The organism is Oceanicella sp., from assembly GCF_056449545.1.
This window is the reverse complement of sequence record NZ_JBWOMN010000064.1, coordinates 1-14,320: the sequence shown is the minus strand read 5'-3', so window position 1 is coordinate 14,320 and position 14,320 is coordinate 1. Positions and strand designations below refer to the sequence as shown.

Genomic DNA, 14,320 nt, shown 5'->3' with positions numbered 1-14,320 from the left:
GGCCATGGGCGGCATCGACGATCTCTACCGGGAGGCGGACGCGGTGGCGCTCGCCGGTCACGTCCGCGCGGGCGAGGTTTCGGCCGGCGAGGTGGCCGAAGCCGCGATCCGCCGCATCGAGGCCCTGAACCCGGATCTGAACGCGGTGATCTGCAAGCTCTACGATCTGGGCCGCGCGCAGGCCGCCAAGGCGGATCGCGCGGCGCCGCTGGCGGGGGTTCCGTTCCTGCTCAAGGAACTGGCGTCGAGCTGGGCCGGGGTTCAGGCCACCAATTCCAGCCGCTTCCTTAAGGATCAGGTCGCGCAGGCCGACAGTCGCCTCGTGGGCCGGATCAAGGCCGCCGGGCTGACCCTGCTCGGCAAGACCAACGCGCCGGAAAACGGCTGGTCGATCACCACCGAACCGGCGCTTTACGGGGCCACGGTCAATCCCTGGGACCGGCGCGTCACCGCCGGGGGCTCCAGCGGCGGCAGCTGCGCGGCGGTGGCCGCCGGCATGGTCCCGATCGCCGAGGCCAGCGACGGCGCCGGCTCGATCCGGGTCCCGGCCTCCTGCTGCGGCGTGGTCGGGCTCAAGCCCTCGCGCGGGCGGGTCAGCCTCGCGCCTTTCGCCGACTACTGGGCCGGGGGGGCGTATTTCCTCTGCAACACCCGCACCGTGCGCGACACCGCCGCCTATCTGGACGCGGTCGCCGGGTCGCTGCCCGGCGACCCCTACCCCGTGGCCCCGCCGTCGGCGCCGTTTTCGGCGCTGGCCCGGCGCGCGCCCGAAGGCCTGCGCGTCGGCTACACGGTCACGCCGCCCGATGGCGGGGCGATGGACCCCGAGGTGAAGGCGCTGGTGGAGCGGGTCGCGCGCGCGCTCGCCGGGCTTGGCCACCATGTCGAGGAAAAGGACATGGCGCTGGACGCCGGCGCCCTGTGGCGCACCTACACCGACATGACCTGCGTCGAGACCGCGGCGATGTTCGATTTCATGGAATCCGCGGTGGGCCGCCCGGTGACCCCGGAGGATGTGGAGCCCGTCACCTGGCAGATCATCAGGCGCGGCCGCGAAACCAGCGGCGTCGCCCATGCCGGGCGGGTCGAAGCCGTGCGCCAGAGCGCCCGCGCCATCGTGCAGGACCTGCTGCCCTACGATCTGTATCTGACCCCGACGCTGACCCGGCCGCCGCGCCCGGTCGGCCATTACGACATGGGCATGGCCGATCTCGACGCCTATAACGCGCTCTGGGGCGACAGCGTGTTCGGCTATCCGTTCAATGTCTCGGGGCAGCCGGCGATGTCCCTGCCGCTGGGGATGACCGGCGGCGGGGTTCCCATCGGCGCGCAGATCGTCGGGCGGCAGGGCGACGAGGCGACGCTGCTCGCCATCGCCACGGTGCTGGAGCAGGAAATGCCGTGGCGCGATCGCCGCCCCGGCGCGCAGGAACAAGGAAACGCCCATGCAACATGATCTCGTCCTGAAGGGCGGCCGGGTCCTCGACCCGTCGCAGGGGATCGACCGGGTGACCGATGTGGGCTTCGCCGCCGGCAAGGTCGCGGCGCTGGGCGACGGGCTGACCGGCGCCGCGGAGCGCGACGCGGCGGGCCTGATCGTCACCCCGGGGCTGATCGACCTGCACACCCATGTCTATTGGGGCGGCACGTCGATCGGGGTCGAGGCCGACGCCTACGCCCGCCAGGCCGCCGTCACCACCAGCGTCGACACCGGCAGCGCCGGGCCGGGCAATTTCCCCGGTTTCCGGGCGCATGTGATCGAACGGGCGGATGCGCGGGTGCTGGTCTATCTGCACGTGTCCTTCGCCGGGATCTTCGCGTTCTCGCCGACGATCATGGTGGGCGAGAGCCACGACATGCGCCTGATGGCGGCGCGCGAGGCGCTGGCCGTGGCGCAAGACAACCGCGACTGCATCATCGGCATCAAGGTGCGGGTGGGCCGCCACGCCAGCGGCCCCAACGCCAGCGCGCCGCTCGACGTGGCGCTGGACGTCGCGGACCGCGCCGGGCTGCCGCTGATGTGCCATATCGACGAACCGCCGCCCACCTACGCGGCGGTCGTTGACAAGCTGCGCGCGGGCGACGTGCTGACCCATTGCTTCCGCCCCTTTCCCAACGCGCCCATGCATGGCGACGGGCGCGTCCGCGAGGCGGTGCTGCGCGCCCGGGACCGCGGCGTGATGTTCGACGTGGGCCACGGCATGGGGTCGTTTTCCTGGGACACCGCCCGCGCCATGGCCGCGGCCGGGTTCTGGCCGGACACCATTTCATCGGATGTGCACGCCATGTGCATCAACGGCCCGGCCTGGGACCTGCCGCGCACCATGACCAAGTTTCTGGCGCTGGGGATGGCGCTGCCCGAAATCGTCGACGCCGCCACCCGGCGCCCCGCCGCCGCCATGCGCCGCCCCGACCTCGGGACCCTGCGCCCCGGCGCGGCGGGCGACGCCAGTCTGCTGGCGCTGGAGGACCGGGCCATCGACCTCGAGGACGTATTGGGCGAAATCGTCTCGCACCCGCAACGCCTGAGCGCCCGGGGCATGGTGATCGGCGGGGTCTGGCGAGACGCGGGCGCATGAGCGGCGAGCATTCGCTCTGGGCCTATCCCTGGGACCTGCACGATCTGGGGATCGCCGAGACCGCCGCGCGCATGCGCGAGATCGGCGTCGCCATGCTGAGCCTCGCCGCCTCGTATCACGCCGGGCGCTTCCTGCAGCCCGGCAACCCCCGCCGCCGGGTGTATTTCCCCGAGGATGGGACCGTCTATTACCGCCCGGACCCCGATCGCTGGGCCGGGCGGGAAATCAGGCCCCGGATGGCCTCGATCGTCGACAGCGAGGGCGACTGCCTGGACGCGCTGATCCGGCGGCGCGACAAGGGCGGGCCGGGCGTGTCCTGCTGGACGGTCTGCCTGCACAACACCCGCCTTGGCATGGGCCATCCCGATCACGTGATGCGCACCGCGCAGGGCGACCCGCATCTCTACGCGCTTTGTCCCTCCAGCGAGGCCGCGCGCGCCTATCTGGCGACCATGATCGGCGAGATCAGCCATCGCTACCGCCCCGACAGGATCGAATTGGAAAGCCCGGACTTCATGGGGTTTTCCCACGGGTTTCATCACGAAAAGGATGGGCTGGGGCTGCTGCCCGAGGATGATTTCCTGCTGGGCGTCTGCTTTTGCCGCCATTGCATGGCCCGCGCCGCGGCCGACGGCGTTCCGGCGAAGGACGCGCGCCGCCTTGCGGGCGGCCTGCTCGACGCCGCCATGGCGCGGGAGCTGCCGCAGCCGCAATTCCCGGATTTCGCCGCGCGCGGCATCGAGGCCTTCGCCCGGCTGCCGGAGCTTTGCGCCTATCTGCGCTGGCGCAGCGCGCCGGTGACCTCGCTGATCGCCGCGCTGAAAGCCGCGACCCATCCCGACACGCGGCTGCTGCTGATCGACGCCGAGGGATCATGGGCGGGCGGCGTCGACCTGCCCCGGCTGGTCCCGCATCTCGACGGGGTGCTGCATTGCGCCTACCGCACGCCGCCGGACCGGATCGCGCCGCTGATGGCGGCGACGCGCAAGCTGCTGGGGCCGGCGCGCACGCTGATCGCCGGGTTCCAGCTGTTCCACCCGACACTGCGCGACCGCGCGGATCTGGCGACCCGCGTCGCGCAGGCGGCGCCGTCGGTCGACGGGATGAATTTCTATAATCTGGGCCTCGTGCCGCCGGCGCGGCTCGACTGGATCGGAACCGCGCTCGACGCCGGATGGCCGGGGCGGCGGGGTTGAAGCGCAAGATCCCTCCCGCGCCGAGGGGACGGCGACATGCTCAACGGCGTCCGGCATTCGTTCTCAAGGCGCGGCGTGCGGGCGTTGCGTGAAGATGCTGATCCTGGCGACGCATATTGCCGGGTCGGGCGCGGATCGCGGCGATCCGTTGCGCGATCCCGTCGCCGCGCAGCGCTTGCGGCGCAGCCGTCGCTTTGAATTCATCCGGAAACCGGCGTCTCGTCGTCATGCGCATATCCATTCCCGAGGGCTGGACGCGTCCTGGCGGACAGACCGGTTTTGCCGGGCCGCTTCGGCGGCGCGGGTCTCAACCGGCCAGCAGCCTGCGCGCGGTTTCCTCGTCCGTCACCAGGGTGTTGACATGGCCAAGCGCGAGGATGGCGCGCATGATCGGGATCTTGTGGGCGCCGCCGGCGGCCAGGATCACGTTGGGAATGGCCCCGAGATCGTCGAGGCTGATGCCGATCACCCGTTCGTTGATCGGGTGGTCGATCAGCCGCCCTTCGGCGTCCAGCATGTAGCCCAGAATGTCGCCCACGGCCCCGGCCGCGACCAGATCGCGCGCGGTGAATTCCGCCGGCAGCCCGTCGCGGATCATCAGGCTGCGCGACATGTCGCCCGCGGCCATGGCCAGCGCGTCGGCGCGGCGGATCTTTTCGATCACCCGCCGGAACACGTCCTGGGCGATCAGCACGTCGCGGCTTTCCGCCGATCCGGCATACATGGGCGCGGTCAGGTAGCTGTGATGGGCGTTGCACAGATCCGACAGCCGCTGGGTGATCTCATAGCTGTTGAGGCTGGAGCCCTTGGTCAGCCCGCCCATCACCGAGACCACCTCTAGATCCGGGCGGTTGACGGGTTCCAGCTGCCGGGTGGCGAGGTTGAGGGTGTTGCCCCAGGACATGCCGAACAGGCGGATCTCGGGGCGCGCCAGCAGCGCGCTCAGGCAATGGCCCAGCGCCGTGCCGACGATGAGCTGGGTCGCCTCCCGGTCCTCGGGCGTCGGCGCCACATGGGCGGCGCGAAAGCCGTAGCGCGCGATCAGGTCGGCCTCCAGTTCGATGCAGGGGCCGTAGATCGAATTGATCGACACCCGCACGATGCCGCGGCGGCGCGCCTCGGCCAGCGCCTTGTTGACGCGCAGCCGGGTGAGCCCGAAGCGTTCGGCCGCCGTCGCCTGGGTGACGCCCTCTATCTCGCAAGCCCAGGCGATGCGCGCCAGCAGACGTTCCTCCTCGTCGATACGGGGCGTGGCCGGGGGCCGGGCCATTCAGCGCAGGCCCTCGGCGCGCCGGGGGCGCGGGTTCATTTCACCGCCCCCATGGTCAGCCCGCGCACCAGGTGGCGCGACGCGATCAGCGCGAACACCAGCACCGGAGCCACGATCAGCGTAGAGGTGGCCATGATCTTGCCGTAGGGCAGGCTGTAGCCCTCCATGAAGCTGACCGCCATCGCCGGGGCGGTCTTGGCGGCGTTGCGGGTCAGGACCAGCGCGAACATCAATTCATTCCACGAAAAGATGAATGAAAAGATCGCCGACACCGCCACGCCCGGCATTGCCAGCGGCAGGCAGATGGAGCGGAATATCCGCCATTGCGAGGCGCCCTCCAGCGCCGCCGCCTCGTCCAGTTCGAACGGGATCGATCGGAACTGGTCGGTGCAGATCCAGATCACGATGGGCAGGTTGAAGGTCAGGTAGATCAGAATCAGGGTGATGTGCTTGTCGAGCATGCCCAATTGGCGCGCGATCAGAAAGAACGGCAGCGCCAGCACGATGGGCGAGACCATGCGGTTGGTGATGAACCAGAACCACAGATCCTTCTTGCCGCGAAATTCGAACCGGGCCAGCGCGAAGGCCGCCGGAAGCCCCAGCAGCACCGCGAGGATGGTGGTCGAGACCGCAATGACCAGCGAATTGATCAGCGTCTTCAGCACGCCGTCCTCGAACAGCGCGGCGGTGTAGTTGGCCAGCGTCGGTTCGAACAGCCAGACCGGCGGGCTTTCCAGCGCCAGCACCTGGGTTTTCAGCGAGGTGGTGACCATCCAGTAGAACGGAAACACGCAGAACGCCATGATCGCGACCATCAGCAGGATCTGGGCGGGGAGGGAGCGCGATGCGCCGGGGGCGGCGGTCATCTCAGACCTCCTTGTAAAGCAGCTTGATGTAGAACTGCGCCAGCACGATGGTGATCGCCAGCAGGATGATCGCCTGCGCCGAAGCCACCCCCTGATCGAACGCCCTGAAGCCGACGCGCTGGATCATCAGCGATATCAGCTCGGTTGACGATCCCGGGCCGCCGCGGGTCAGCGTGAACACCATGTCGAACAGCTTCAGCGTGTCGGCGGTGCGCAGGATCAGCACCGCCACCAGCCCCGGCAGCAGGAAGGGCAGCTGCACATGGCGCAGGATCACCCACCATTTGCGGGTTTCGAGCCGCGCCGCCTCCTCGACCTCGCCGGGCACCGTGGTCAGGCCCGCCAGCAGCACAAGCGCGACGAAAGGCGTCCATTGCCACACGTCCCAGAAGATGATCATGGCAAAGGCGTTGAACGGATCGCCGATCCAGTTCACCGGCGCGACGCCGAGAAACCCGATCAGCTGGTTGACCACGCCGAATTTCAGGTTGAACATCACCTGCCCCAGCAGACCGACCACCGCGTAGGTGGTGGCCATGGGCAGCACCAGCGACAGCCGCGTCAGCACCCGCAGGATCCCCAGCCCCGGCAGGTGCAGCACCAGCGCGATGCCCAGCCCGATGCCGATCTGCAGCGGCAGCGCGATCGCCAGCATGGTCATGGTGCGGCCCATCGCCTCCCAGAACACCGGGTCGGACAGCACGTCGCCGTAATTCTCCAGCCCGACGAAGCGGACCTTGCGCAGCTTGGTCAGGTTGAAGAAATGCAGGCTGGTGTAGATCGCGTAGATCAGCGGCCCGATGCCGATGACCGCCAGCGCGATCACCGCCGGCCCAAGAAAGCCCAACAGCGTTGAACGAGGGGTTTTGATGAGCATCAAGCCGCGATCCGAATGAATTGCTGGAGGGGGGCGCCGCCGCCGGCGCCCCCCGATGTCGCGAACCGTCTACTGGGCGAGCGGCTTGTCGCCCGAATAGTAGCCGGCCTCCTCGAGCACCGCCTCCATGCGCTCGCCGATCATCTTCGCCCCCTCTTCGGTGGTGACGTCGCCGAGCATCATCTTGGTGCCCCATTCCTGCACGATCTCGGTGATCTCGGGCCATTCGGCGAAGCGCGGGCGGAATTCCGGCACGCCGTCCTGCCAGCTTTCCACCAGCGCCGGGACGAAGTCGAACTTCTCGGCCACGCCGGGCTGCTCATAGACCGACTGGCGGGCGGGGACGCCGCCGCGCTCCAGATATTCGCGGGCGTTGGCCTTGGAGGTCACCCACTGGATGAACAGCCAGGCCGCCGCCTGCTCCTTCTCGTCGGCTTGCGAGGCCACCGCCAGCGAGAACCCGCCAAGCGCCGGCTTGCGCCCGGCCGGGCCCATGGGCTCGGGGGCGATCTTCATGCAGTCGACCACTTTCGAGGTCTCGGGGTTCTTCAGCGACGAATAGAAGGCCGACCATTCGGTGATCATGGCCACGTCGCCCTGGGCAAAGGCGTTCACGGTTTCCGCATGGTCATAGGACACGATGCCTTCGGGCATGTATTTCATCAGATCCTGACGGAACTTCAGCCCGGTCTGGCTTTGCGTCGACAGCAGGTTGGAGCGGAAATCCGCGTTGAGAAACGACCCCCCGAACGGCCACAGCATGCGCGCGAAGCTGTCGGCGGATTGCGTTTCATTGCGCTTGGATTGCAGCGCGAAGGCGTATTTGCCGTCCTTGGTCAGCGCCGGGCCGTAAACGTCCTTGAGGTCGCCCCAGGTCTTGGGCGGCCCGTCGAAGCCGGCGTCCTTGAGCATGCATTCATTGTAGAACAGCAGCCCCGAATAGTTGTCGAAGGGCAGGCCGTAGACCACGCCGTTCCAGCCGCCGAACGCGTTCAGCACCAGCGGAAAGAAATCCTCCATGTCGAGATCCGGGTCGGCCAGATCCGGGTTCGAGGTGAACTTGGACACCGGCACGATCCATTCGTTCTCGGCGAAGTTGCCGATCCAGACCAGATCGATCAGCGCGATGTCGAAATCGCCGTCGGCGACGAAGTCCCGCACCTGCTGGCCGAGCGCGTTTTCATAGGGGTGCTTGACGATGTTGACCTTGATGCCGGTCTTGGCTTCGAATTCCGGCAGCATCGCCTCGGCGGCCTCGTAGCCGGGCCGCAGCAGGAACACCACGTCGACGGTGGTCCCCGCATAGGGCTTGGCCGCCTCCTCCAGCGTCCAGGCGCCGGCCTGACCGGCCCCGAAAGTCAGACCCGCGACAAGCGCCGCGCCGCTGACGAGTTTGTCGAGCTTCATAATTTCCTCCCTGCGTCTGTTTTTCATTGACATCCATTTGTATAGCAATTCATACAAATGTAAATGCGCGATCCCATGTCAACAAGAATCTGACATCGGCGAATGCCGCGCGACGCCTGCCGCGCGAATACGGGACGGCGACAGGGCGGGGATCGGGAGGAACCAATTGGCGGAAATCGCCCTTGAAGGGGTCAACAAGTCGTTTTCCGGGACGCCGGCGCTGAGCGATGTCTCGCTGACGGTCGAGGACGGCGCCTTCGTGGTGTTCGTCGGGCCCTCGGGTTGCGGGAAATCGACGCTGCTGCGCTCGATCGCCGGGCTTGAAGGCGTCGATTCCGGGCGCATCCGCATCGACGGGCGGGACGTGACCGACGTGGCGCCCTCGGCGCGCGACGTGGCCATGGTGTTCCAGTCCTACGCGCTGTTTCCGCATATGACCGTGCGCCAGAACGTCGAATTCGGCATGAAGGTCAACAAGGTGCCAAAGCCCGAGCGCGACCGGCGCGTGGCCGAGGCGGCGCGGGTGCTGCAGCTGCAGGATTACCTCGAACGCAAGCCCGCGCAGCTGTCCGGCGGCCAGCGCCAGCGGGTGGCGATCGGGCGCGCCATCGTCAAGGATCCGAAGGTGTTCCTGTTCGACGAACCGCTCAGCAATCTCGACGCCAAGCTGCGCATCCAGATGCGCATCGAACTTGAGGCGCTGCACAAGCAGCTCGGCGCCACGATGATCTACGTGACCCATGATCAGGTCGAGGCCATGACCATGGCCGACGTCATCGTCGTGCTGCATCAGGGCCGGATCGAACAGATCGGCCCGCCGCTGGAACTGTATCACCATCCCCGAACCGAATTCGTCGCCGGGTTCATCGGCTCTCCGTCGATGAATTTCATCGACCGGGCGCAGATGGGCGGCCTCGGCGACGCGCTGCGCGCGAACGCCGTGCGCGTCGGGGTCAGGCCCGAACATGTTGACCTCGCCGATTGCGGGGCCGGGGCGTTCGACGCGACGGTGGCGGTCAAGGAACAGCTTGGCGGCGAAAGTTTTCTTTACATGCGCACCGACGCGGGGCGGGACGTCGTGGTCAAGACCGACGGCGACGACGCCACCGAGGTCGGCGCGCGCAGGGGCGTGGTTCTCCCGGTCCAGCGCCTGCATCAGTTCGACCGGGCCGGGCTGACCATCGCCCGCGACTGACGAAGGCGCCGCGCATGAGCGATTGGCAGAACGAGCTTGAGCAGGTGCTGGCCCCGGCGGTGGCCCGTTCCGCGACCCTCGCCGAGGTGTCGCTGGGACGCGGGGCGCTGAACCGGGCGGGCGCCGTGGCGCGGCGGCGTTTCGCGGGCCGGCATGCGGTGATCTTCGCCGACGACGCCGGGTTCGCCGCCGCCGGCGCGGGCGCCGAGCGCAGCCTTGCGGCGGCGGGCCTGGCGGTGACGCGTCGCGTGATCCCCGCCGACCCGCTGCCAAAGCCCGATGTGGCGCTGGCGCAGAGCTTTCGCGACGGTTTCGCGCCGGATACGATCCCGGTGGCGCTGGGCTCGGGGGTGGTGAACGATCTGGTCAAATACGCCGCCTTCCTCGAAAATCGCCCGTATTTCTCGATCGCCACGGCGGCCTCCATGGACGGCTACGCCTCGGCGGGGGCGCCGCTGATCCGGGACGGGTTCAAGATGACCGTCCCCGCGCGCGCCCCGCGCGCCATCCTCGCCGATCTCGACGTGATCGCATCCGCGCCAGGCGCCATGACAAGCTGGGGCTATGGGGATCTGGCGGGCAAGGTCCCCGCCGGCGGCGACTGGATCATCGCCGACGCGCTGGGGGTCGAGGCGCTCGACGACGTGGCCTGGCCGCTGGTGCAGGACAATCTGCGCGGCTGGCTCGCCGATCCGGGGGCGCTGGCGCGGGGCGACCCGGGCGCCGTCGCGCGGCTGTTCGCGGGGCTGACGCTGGTCGGGCTGGCGATGGAGTTTCACGGCTCCTCCCGCCCGGCTTCGGGCGCCGATCACCAGATCGCGCATCTGTGGGAAATGCAGGGGTTGGAATTCGCCGGGCGAAAGGTGTCTCACGGGGCCTGCGTCTCGGTCGGCTGCGTCGCCATGCTGGGGCTGTTCGACTGGCTGATCGACCAGGATCTGGGCGCCATCGACCCGGCGGCGCTGGCGCGCGCCGCCCCGGATCCGGCGCAAAGGCGCGCCGCCGTCGACGCCGCCTTCCCCGACCCGCGCATCGCCGCCCGCGCCCATGAGGAAACCAGCCGCAAGCACCCGACCCGCGCCGCGCTGGAACAGCGGTTGGCAGCGCTGCGCGCAGGTTGGCCGGCGCTGCGCGACCGTCTGCGCGCCCGACTGCTGCGCGGGCCGCAGATGGCCCGGCTGCTGCGCGCCGCCGGCGCCCCGGCCCGCGCCGCCGATATCGGCGTCGGCCCCGGACGGCTTGCGGCGACGGTGCGCGCCGCCCGGTTCATCCGCAGCCGCTACACGCTGCTTGATCTGCTCGATGAGACCGGGCTTCTTGATCAGGCGGTCGCGGCGATGATCGCGGGACAGGATGCGAGGACGGACCCGCCGATCGCCGCCGGCCCGCCCTGAAGGAGAAAACGCCATGGATTTCAACCGCACAGGCGCCGAGGCGGCCGCCGAAATCGCCGCCGGCCTCGCCGCGACCGACCCCGCCGGGGCCGAGGCCATGGTCGCGGCCGTCGCCGCGGCGCGGCGAATCGCGCTTTACGGCGTCGGGCGCGAGGGGCTGATGATGAAGGCCTTCGCCATGCGGCTTTTCCATCTGGGGCTGGACGCGCATGTGGTGGGCGCCATGACGACGCCGCCGGTGGGGCCGGGCGATCTGCTGATCGTCAGCGCCGGGCCGGGGATGTTTTCCACCGTGGCGGGGCTGCTGGGGGTCGCGAGGGACGCGGGGGCCGCCACCGCCTGCTTCACCGCGCAGCCGGGCGGCGCGGCGGCGCTGACATGCGACACGGCGATGATCCTGCCGGCGCAGACCATGGCCGACGATCGCGGCGACTCCCGCTCGGTCCTGCCCATGGGCTCGCTCTACGAGGGCGTCCAGTTCCTGGCCTGCGAAATCCTGGTGCTCATGCTGGCCGAGCGGCTGGGGATCGACGCGGCGGCCATGCGCGCCAACCACACCAATCTGGAGTGACCCATGTCTGACTGGCAGAAACGATTTTCCATCGAGGGGCGCACGGCGCTGGTCACCGGCGCCTCCAGCGGCATCGGGGCCGAGATCTGCCGGGTGTTCGCCGACGCCGGCGCCGACATCGTCGCGCAGGCGCGAAACGCCGAGGCGCTGGAGCGCGTCGCCGAAGAGGTGCGCGCCAAGGGGCGCAAATGCGCCGTCGTCACCGCCGATCTGGCAACCCCCGAGGGCCCCGGCGCGGCGGCGAAAGCGGCGCTGGCGGCGGCCCCCCGGATCGACATTCTGGTCAATTCGGCGGGGGTGGCGCTGGTCGCCCCGGCGTTGGATCTGACGCTGGCGCAGTGGGACGAGACCATGGCCGTCAACCTGCGCGCCCCCTTCCTGCTGTCCCAGGCGCTGGCCCCGGGGATGATCGCCCGGCGCTGGGGCAAGATCATCAACATCTCGTCCCAGACCGGGGTCATCGCGCTGCAGGATCACGCCGCCTACACCAGTTCCAAGGGGGCGCTCAACGCGCTGACCAAATCGCTGATGGCGGAATGGGCGCAGCACAACGTGCAGGTCAACGCCATCTGCCCGACGGTTGTGATGACCCCCATGGGCATCGAGGTCTGGAGCCCCGAGGAACGCAGCAAGCCGTTCCTGGCCAAGCTGCCGCTGGGCCGGTTCGGCGAGCCGGTGGAGGTGGCCGACCTGGCCCTTTACCTCGCCTCTCCCGCCGCCGAACTGGTGAACGGCGCCACCATCATGATCGATGGCGGCTACTCCGCCGTCTGAAGCATCGAACCGGGGGCGGGCCGTGGAACCGCCCCCCGCCCGGCCCCCCGCCCGGCCCCCCGCCCGACCCCCTGCCCGGCCCCCGCCCGGCGCTTGACTTTCGCCGGCCCGGCGCAGACCCTGCGCGCCGATGGTTCGCCGGGTCCGATCGACTCGGGGATGAAAAAGGGAACGCGGTGCGGCGCCGCGAACTGGCGCCAATACCGCGACTGCCCCCGCAACTGTAGGCGGCGAGCGACCCTGAGGATCACCACTGGACCGAAAGGCCCGGGAAGGATCGGGGAAGCGGCGACCCGCGAGTCAGGAAACCTGCCATCGCAACGATGCAACCCGGGCGGGGCGCCCCGGCCGGAGCTTCGATGTGACCGCGGTCACGCCCGAAAACCGCTCCCGCCCGAATCGCCCGCCCATGCGCGGAGGGCGCCATGGTCCTGTCTGGAATACTGATCTCGCTTTCGGCGAGCGATGCGCGCGGCGACGACGCCGATCGCATGGCCCGCCTCGGATTCCTGGAATGGCTGGGCAGCCTGCCGCCCGGGCAAAGCGTCGCCGCCGCGGCTTTCGAAGCGGCGATCCGGATGCACGCCTTCGTGGCCTCGGCGCCGGCGGTGGGCGGTTTTCGGCGGCTGATCTGGCTGGCGAGCCTGCCGTTGCCGCCGGTCGCGGGACGCCGCCCGAAAGCCGCCCGCCGCGGGCGCGGCGACCGACGCGCGCCGCTGGCGCCGGACACCGGGCTCTCCCATGGCCGCCATTGACGCCCCCGACCCGGCGCTTGCCCCGGGCGTCGCCCCGGCGTTCGCCATGTTCCCGGGCCTGAGCGACATGGTCCAGTTGCTGGCGCGCGGCGGTCCGGCGATCTGGGCCATCGCGGCGCTTTCCGTCGCCGCGCTCGCGCTCGTTCTCTGGAAACTCTGGCGCCTGGCCGCATCGGGCGCGTGGCGCAGGGCCGGGGCCGAAGCGGCGGTGGCGCTCTGGCTCGACGATCGCCGCGACGCGGCGCTGACGGCGGCGCGCGCGGCGCCAGGACATTGCGCGCAGATGCTGGCCGCGACCCTCGGGGCGCTGCATGCGCAGGGCTATGACGCCGCTCTGGCGGGCGACGAGGCGACGCGGACGGCGAAAGCGGTTCTGGCGCGGGCCGCAAGCGGCCTGCGCGCGCTGGAGCTGATCGCGACCATCGCCCCGCTTCTGGGGCTGCTGGGCACGGTGCTTGGCATGATCGCCGCCTTTCAGGCCCTGCAGGCGACGGGCGCCCGCGCCGATCCCGCGCAGCTTGCCGGCGGCATATGGGAGGCGCTGCTGACCACCGCGGCGGGCATGGCGGTGGCCATTCCCGCTTCGGCGGCGCTGACCTGGTTCGAAAGCGTGATTGCCCGATTGCGCCGCGACATGGAGGACATGGCGGTGCGCGTGCTCGCCCATGCGGCGCATCAGGCGGCGCTGGCGCGCGCCGCCGCGCCGGGGGCGGCGGCGTGAGCGCCGTCAGCTTCGGCGAGGACCGACGGTCGCGCCGTCCGAGCCTCACGCCGATGATCGACGTGGTGTTCCTGTTGCTGGTGTTCTTCATGCTCGCGGCGCGATTCGGCGCGCAAGTCGCGGCGCCGCTGGCCACGGGCGGCGACGCCGCCGCACGCTGGCGCGGGCCGCCGCGGCTGGTGACGGTGCTGGGCTCCGGCGACGTGCGGCTGAACGGCGTGGCGCTGGACCCGGCGCGGCTCGCCCGGCGGCTGACGGCGATGCTGCCCGGGCCGGATGCGCCGGTGATCCTGCGCGCCGGACCGGATGCGCGGCTGCAGGATCTGCTGTCGGTCGCCGCGCTGCTGCGCGCCGGGGGCGTCGCGACGCTGGTGCTGGCGCGATGATCCATTTCGACGCCCCCATCCGCGCCCCCCGCGCCCCTCGTGCCCCCCGTGCCCCCCGTGCCGACGCCATCGCGCCGATGATCAACCTGGTGTTCCTGCTGCTGATCTTTTTCCTGATGACCGCGACGCTGGCGCCGCCGGATCCCCTTGAAATCACGCCGCCCGAGGCCGAGGGCGCTCCTGCGAGGCCGACGCCGGGGGCGGCGTTGCATCTGGCCGCCGACGGCCGCCTCGCCTATGGCGCGGCGCGCGGCGACGCGGTCTTTGCCGCGATCGCCGCCACGATCGCCGCCGCGACGCCGCCGCACGCTGGCGCGGGCCGCCGCGGC

16 protein-coding genes and 1 riboswitch are annotated in these 14,320 nt (G+C 70.0%); of the genes, 11 read left to right on the top strand and 5 right to left on the bottom strand.

Translation table 11 applies throughout. The features are described 5' to 3' along the window. Positions 1 to 4 precede the first annotated feature (4 nt). From AC1HC7_RS08700 to AC1HC7_RS08690, 3 genes are read left to right on the top strand one after another with little or no spacing between them, the layout of a single operon-like run. Positions 5 to 1,456, top strand: a complete 1,452-nt coding sequence (locus tag AC1HC7_RS08700; RefSeq protein WP_479495567.1) for an amidase — start codon at positions 5 to 7, stop codon at positions 1,454 to 1,456. Beyond that, on the top strand, positions 1,446 to 2,579 hold the full coding sequence (locus AC1HC7_RS08695) for an amidohydrolase/deacetylase family metallohydrolase (protein WP_479495568.1): 1,134 nt from the start codon (positions 1,446 to 1,448) through the stop codon (positions 2,577 to 2,579). The genes AC1HC7_RS08700 and AC1HC7_RS08695 overlap by 11 nt, the downstream gene beginning before the upstream one ends. Further along, a complete protein-coding gene (locus AC1HC7_RS08690) occupies positions 2,576 to 3,775 on the top strand; it encodes a hypothetical protein (protein ID WP_479495569.1) in 1,200 nt (399 codons plus the stop codon). Before AC1HC7_RS08695 ends, AC1HC7_RS08690 begins: the two co-directional genes overlap by 4 nt. Before the next feature lie 40 nt (positions 3,776 to 3,815). Here the strand turns inward: AC1HC7_RS08690 and AC1HC7_RS08685 are convergent, their stop codons facing one another. The 5 genes from AC1HC7_RS08685 to AC1HC7_RS08665 form a co-directional block, all read right to left on the bottom strand. Continuing rightward, complete coding sequence (locus AC1HC7_RS08685; protein ID WP_479495570.1) at positions 3,816 to 4,004, bottom strand: hypothetical protein; 189 nt, start codon at positions 4,002 to 4,004, stop codon at positions 3,816 to 3,818. A gap of 78 nt (positions 4,005 to 4,082) precedes the next feature. After that, on the bottom strand, positions 4,083 to 5,045 hold the full coding sequence (locus tag AC1HC7_RS08680) for a sugar-binding transcriptional regulator (RefSeq protein ID WP_479495571.1): 963 nt from the start codon (positions 5,043 to 5,045) through the stop codon (positions 4,083 to 4,085). A 35-nt stretch (positions 5,046 to 5,080) separates the two neighbouring features. Next, the gene (locus AC1HC7_RS08675) at positions 5,081 to 5,911 is read right to left on the bottom strand and encodes a carbohydrate ABC transporter permease (RefSeq protein WP_479495572.1); all 831 of its coding nucleotides are present in this window, start codon (positions 5,909 to 5,911) and stop codon (positions 5,081 to 5,083) included. Between the two features lies 1 nt (position 5,912). Then, positions 5,913 to 6,788: a carbohydrate ABC transporter permease gene (locus AC1HC7_RS08670; RefSeq protein ID WP_479495573.1), complete on the bottom strand. Its 876-nt coding sequence runs from the start codon at positions 6,786 to 6,788 to the stop codon at positions 5,913 to 5,915. A 69-nt stretch (positions 6,789 to 6,857) separates the two neighbouring features. Further along, positions 6,858 to 8,195: an ABC transporter substrate-binding protein gene (locus AC1HC7_RS08665; RefSeq protein ID WP_479495574.1), complete on the bottom strand. Its 1,338-nt coding sequence runs from the start codon at positions 8,193 to 8,195 to the stop codon at positions 6,858 to 6,860. Between the two features lie 166 nt (positions 8,196 to 8,361). On the opposite strand from AC1HC7_RS08665, the gene AC1HC7_RS08660 reads away from it, so the two are divergent. The 8 genes from AC1HC7_RS08660 to AC1HC7_RS08625 form a co-directional block, all read left to right on the top strand. After that, positions 8,362 to 9,390, top strand: a complete 1,029-nt coding sequence (locus AC1HC7_RS08660) for an ABC transporter ATP-binding protein (protein WP_479495575.1) — start codon at positions 8,362 to 8,364, stop codon at positions 9,388 to 9,390. A 14-nt stretch (positions 9,391 to 9,404) separates the two neighbouring features. Then, a complete protein-coding gene (locus AC1HC7_RS08655; RefSeq protein ID WP_479495576.1) occupies positions 9,405 to 10,784 on the top strand; it encodes an iron-containing alcohol dehydrogenase in 1,380 nt (459 codons plus the stop codon). Positions 10,785 to 10,797: 13 nt separating this feature from the next. After that, positions 10,798 to 11,355 (top strand): phosphoheptose isomerase family protein, encoded by a 558-nt coding sequence (locus tag AC1HC7_RS08650; RefSeq protein WP_479495577.1) that lies wholly within the window; start codon positions 10,798 to 10,800, stop codon positions 11,353 to 11,355. 3 nt (positions 11,356 to 11,358) lie between these two features. Continuing rightward, positions 11,359 to 12,129, top strand: coding sequence for an SDR family NAD(P)-dependent oxidoreductase (locus tag AC1HC7_RS08645; RefSeq protein ID WP_479495578.1), 771 nt, complete (start codon positions 11,359 to 11,361; stop codon positions 12,127 to 12,129). 114 nt (positions 12,130 to 12,243) lie between these two features. After that, positions 12,244 to 12,460, top strand: a riboswitch (cobalamin riboswitch). 94 nt (positions 12,461 to 12,554) lie between these two features. Then, positions 12,555 to 12,884: a hypothetical protein gene (locus AC1HC7_RS08640; protein WP_479495579.1), complete on the top strand. Its 330-nt coding sequence runs from the start codon at positions 12,555 to 12,557 to the stop codon at positions 12,882 to 12,884. Then, positions 12,871 to 13,605 carry a MotA/TolQ/ExbB proton channel family protein gene (locus AC1HC7_RS08635; RefSeq protein WP_479495580.1) on the top strand — a complete coding sequence of 245 codons (735 nt, stop codon included), beginning with the start codon at positions 12,871 to 12,873 and terminating at the stop codon, positions 13,603 to 13,605. The genes AC1HC7_RS08640 and AC1HC7_RS08635 overlap by 14 nt, the downstream gene beginning before the upstream one ends. Then, positions 13,602 to 13,991 carry an ExbD/TolR family protein gene (locus AC1HC7_RS08630; protein ID WP_479495581.1) on the top strand — a complete coding sequence of 130 codons (390 nt, stop codon included), beginning with the start codon at positions 13,602 to 13,604 and terminating at the stop codon, positions 13,989 to 13,991. The genes AC1HC7_RS08635 and AC1HC7_RS08630 overlap by 4 nt, the downstream gene beginning before the upstream one ends. A 77-nt stretch (positions 13,992 to 14,068) precedes the next feature. Continuing rightward, a partial coding sequence (locus tag AC1HC7_RS08625; protein ID WP_479498934.1) for a biopolymer transporter ExbD occupies positions 14,069 to 14,320 on the top strand: 252 nt, incomplete at its 3' end.

Coding starts and splice junctions, on each gene's coding strand:
- AC1HC7_RS08650 (WP_479495577.1), top strand. CDS start 10,798: ATGGATTTCAACCGCACAGGCGCCGAGGCGGCCGCCGAAATCGCCGCC.
- AC1HC7_RS08665 (WP_479495574.1), bottom strand. CDS start 8,195: ATGAAGCTCGACAAACTCGTCAGCGGCGCGGCGCTTGTCGCGGGTCTG.
- AC1HC7_RS08670 (WP_479495573.1), bottom strand. CDS start 6,788: ATGCTCATCAAAACCCCTCGTTCAACGCTGTTGGGCTTTCTTGGGCCG.
- AC1HC7_RS08695 (WP_479495568.1), top strand. CDS start 1,446: ATGCAACATGATCTCGTCCTGAAGGGCGGCCGGGTCCTCGACCCGTCG.
- AC1HC7_RS08690 (WP_479495569.1), top strand. CDS start 2,576: ATGAGCGGCGAGCATTCGCTCTGGGCCTATCCCTGGGACCTGCACGAT.
- AC1HC7_RS08700 (WP_479495567.1), top strand. CDS start 5: ATGGGCGGCATCGACGATCTCTACCGGGAGGCGGACGCGGTGGCGCTC.
- AC1HC7_RS08675 (WP_479495572.1), bottom strand. CDS start 5,911: ATGACCGCCGCCCCCGGCGCATCGCGCTCCCTCCCCGCCCAGATCCTG.
- AC1HC7_RS08640 (WP_479495579.1), top strand. CDS start 12,555: ATGGTCCTGTCTGGAATACTGATCTCGCTTTCGGCGAGCGATGCGCGC.
- AC1HC7_RS08655 (WP_479495576.1), top strand. CDS start 9,405: ATGAGCGATTGGCAGAACGAGCTTGAGCAGGTGCTGGCCCCGGCGGTG.
- AC1HC7_RS08635 (WP_479495580.1), top strand. CDS start 12,871: ATGGCCGCCATTGACGCCCCCGACCCGGCGCTTGCCCCGGGCGTCGCC.
- AC1HC7_RS08685 (WP_479495570.1), bottom strand. CDS start 4,004: ATGACGACGAGACGCCGGTTTCCGGATGAATTCAAAGCGACGGCTGCG.
- AC1HC7_RS08680 (WP_479495571.1), bottom strand. CDS start 5,045: ATGGCCCGGCCCCCGGCCACGCCCCGTATCGACGAGGAGGAACGTCTG.
- AC1HC7_RS08645 (WP_479495578.1), top strand. CDS start 11,359: ATGTCTGACTGGCAGAAACGATTTTCCATCGAGGGGCGCACGGCGCTG.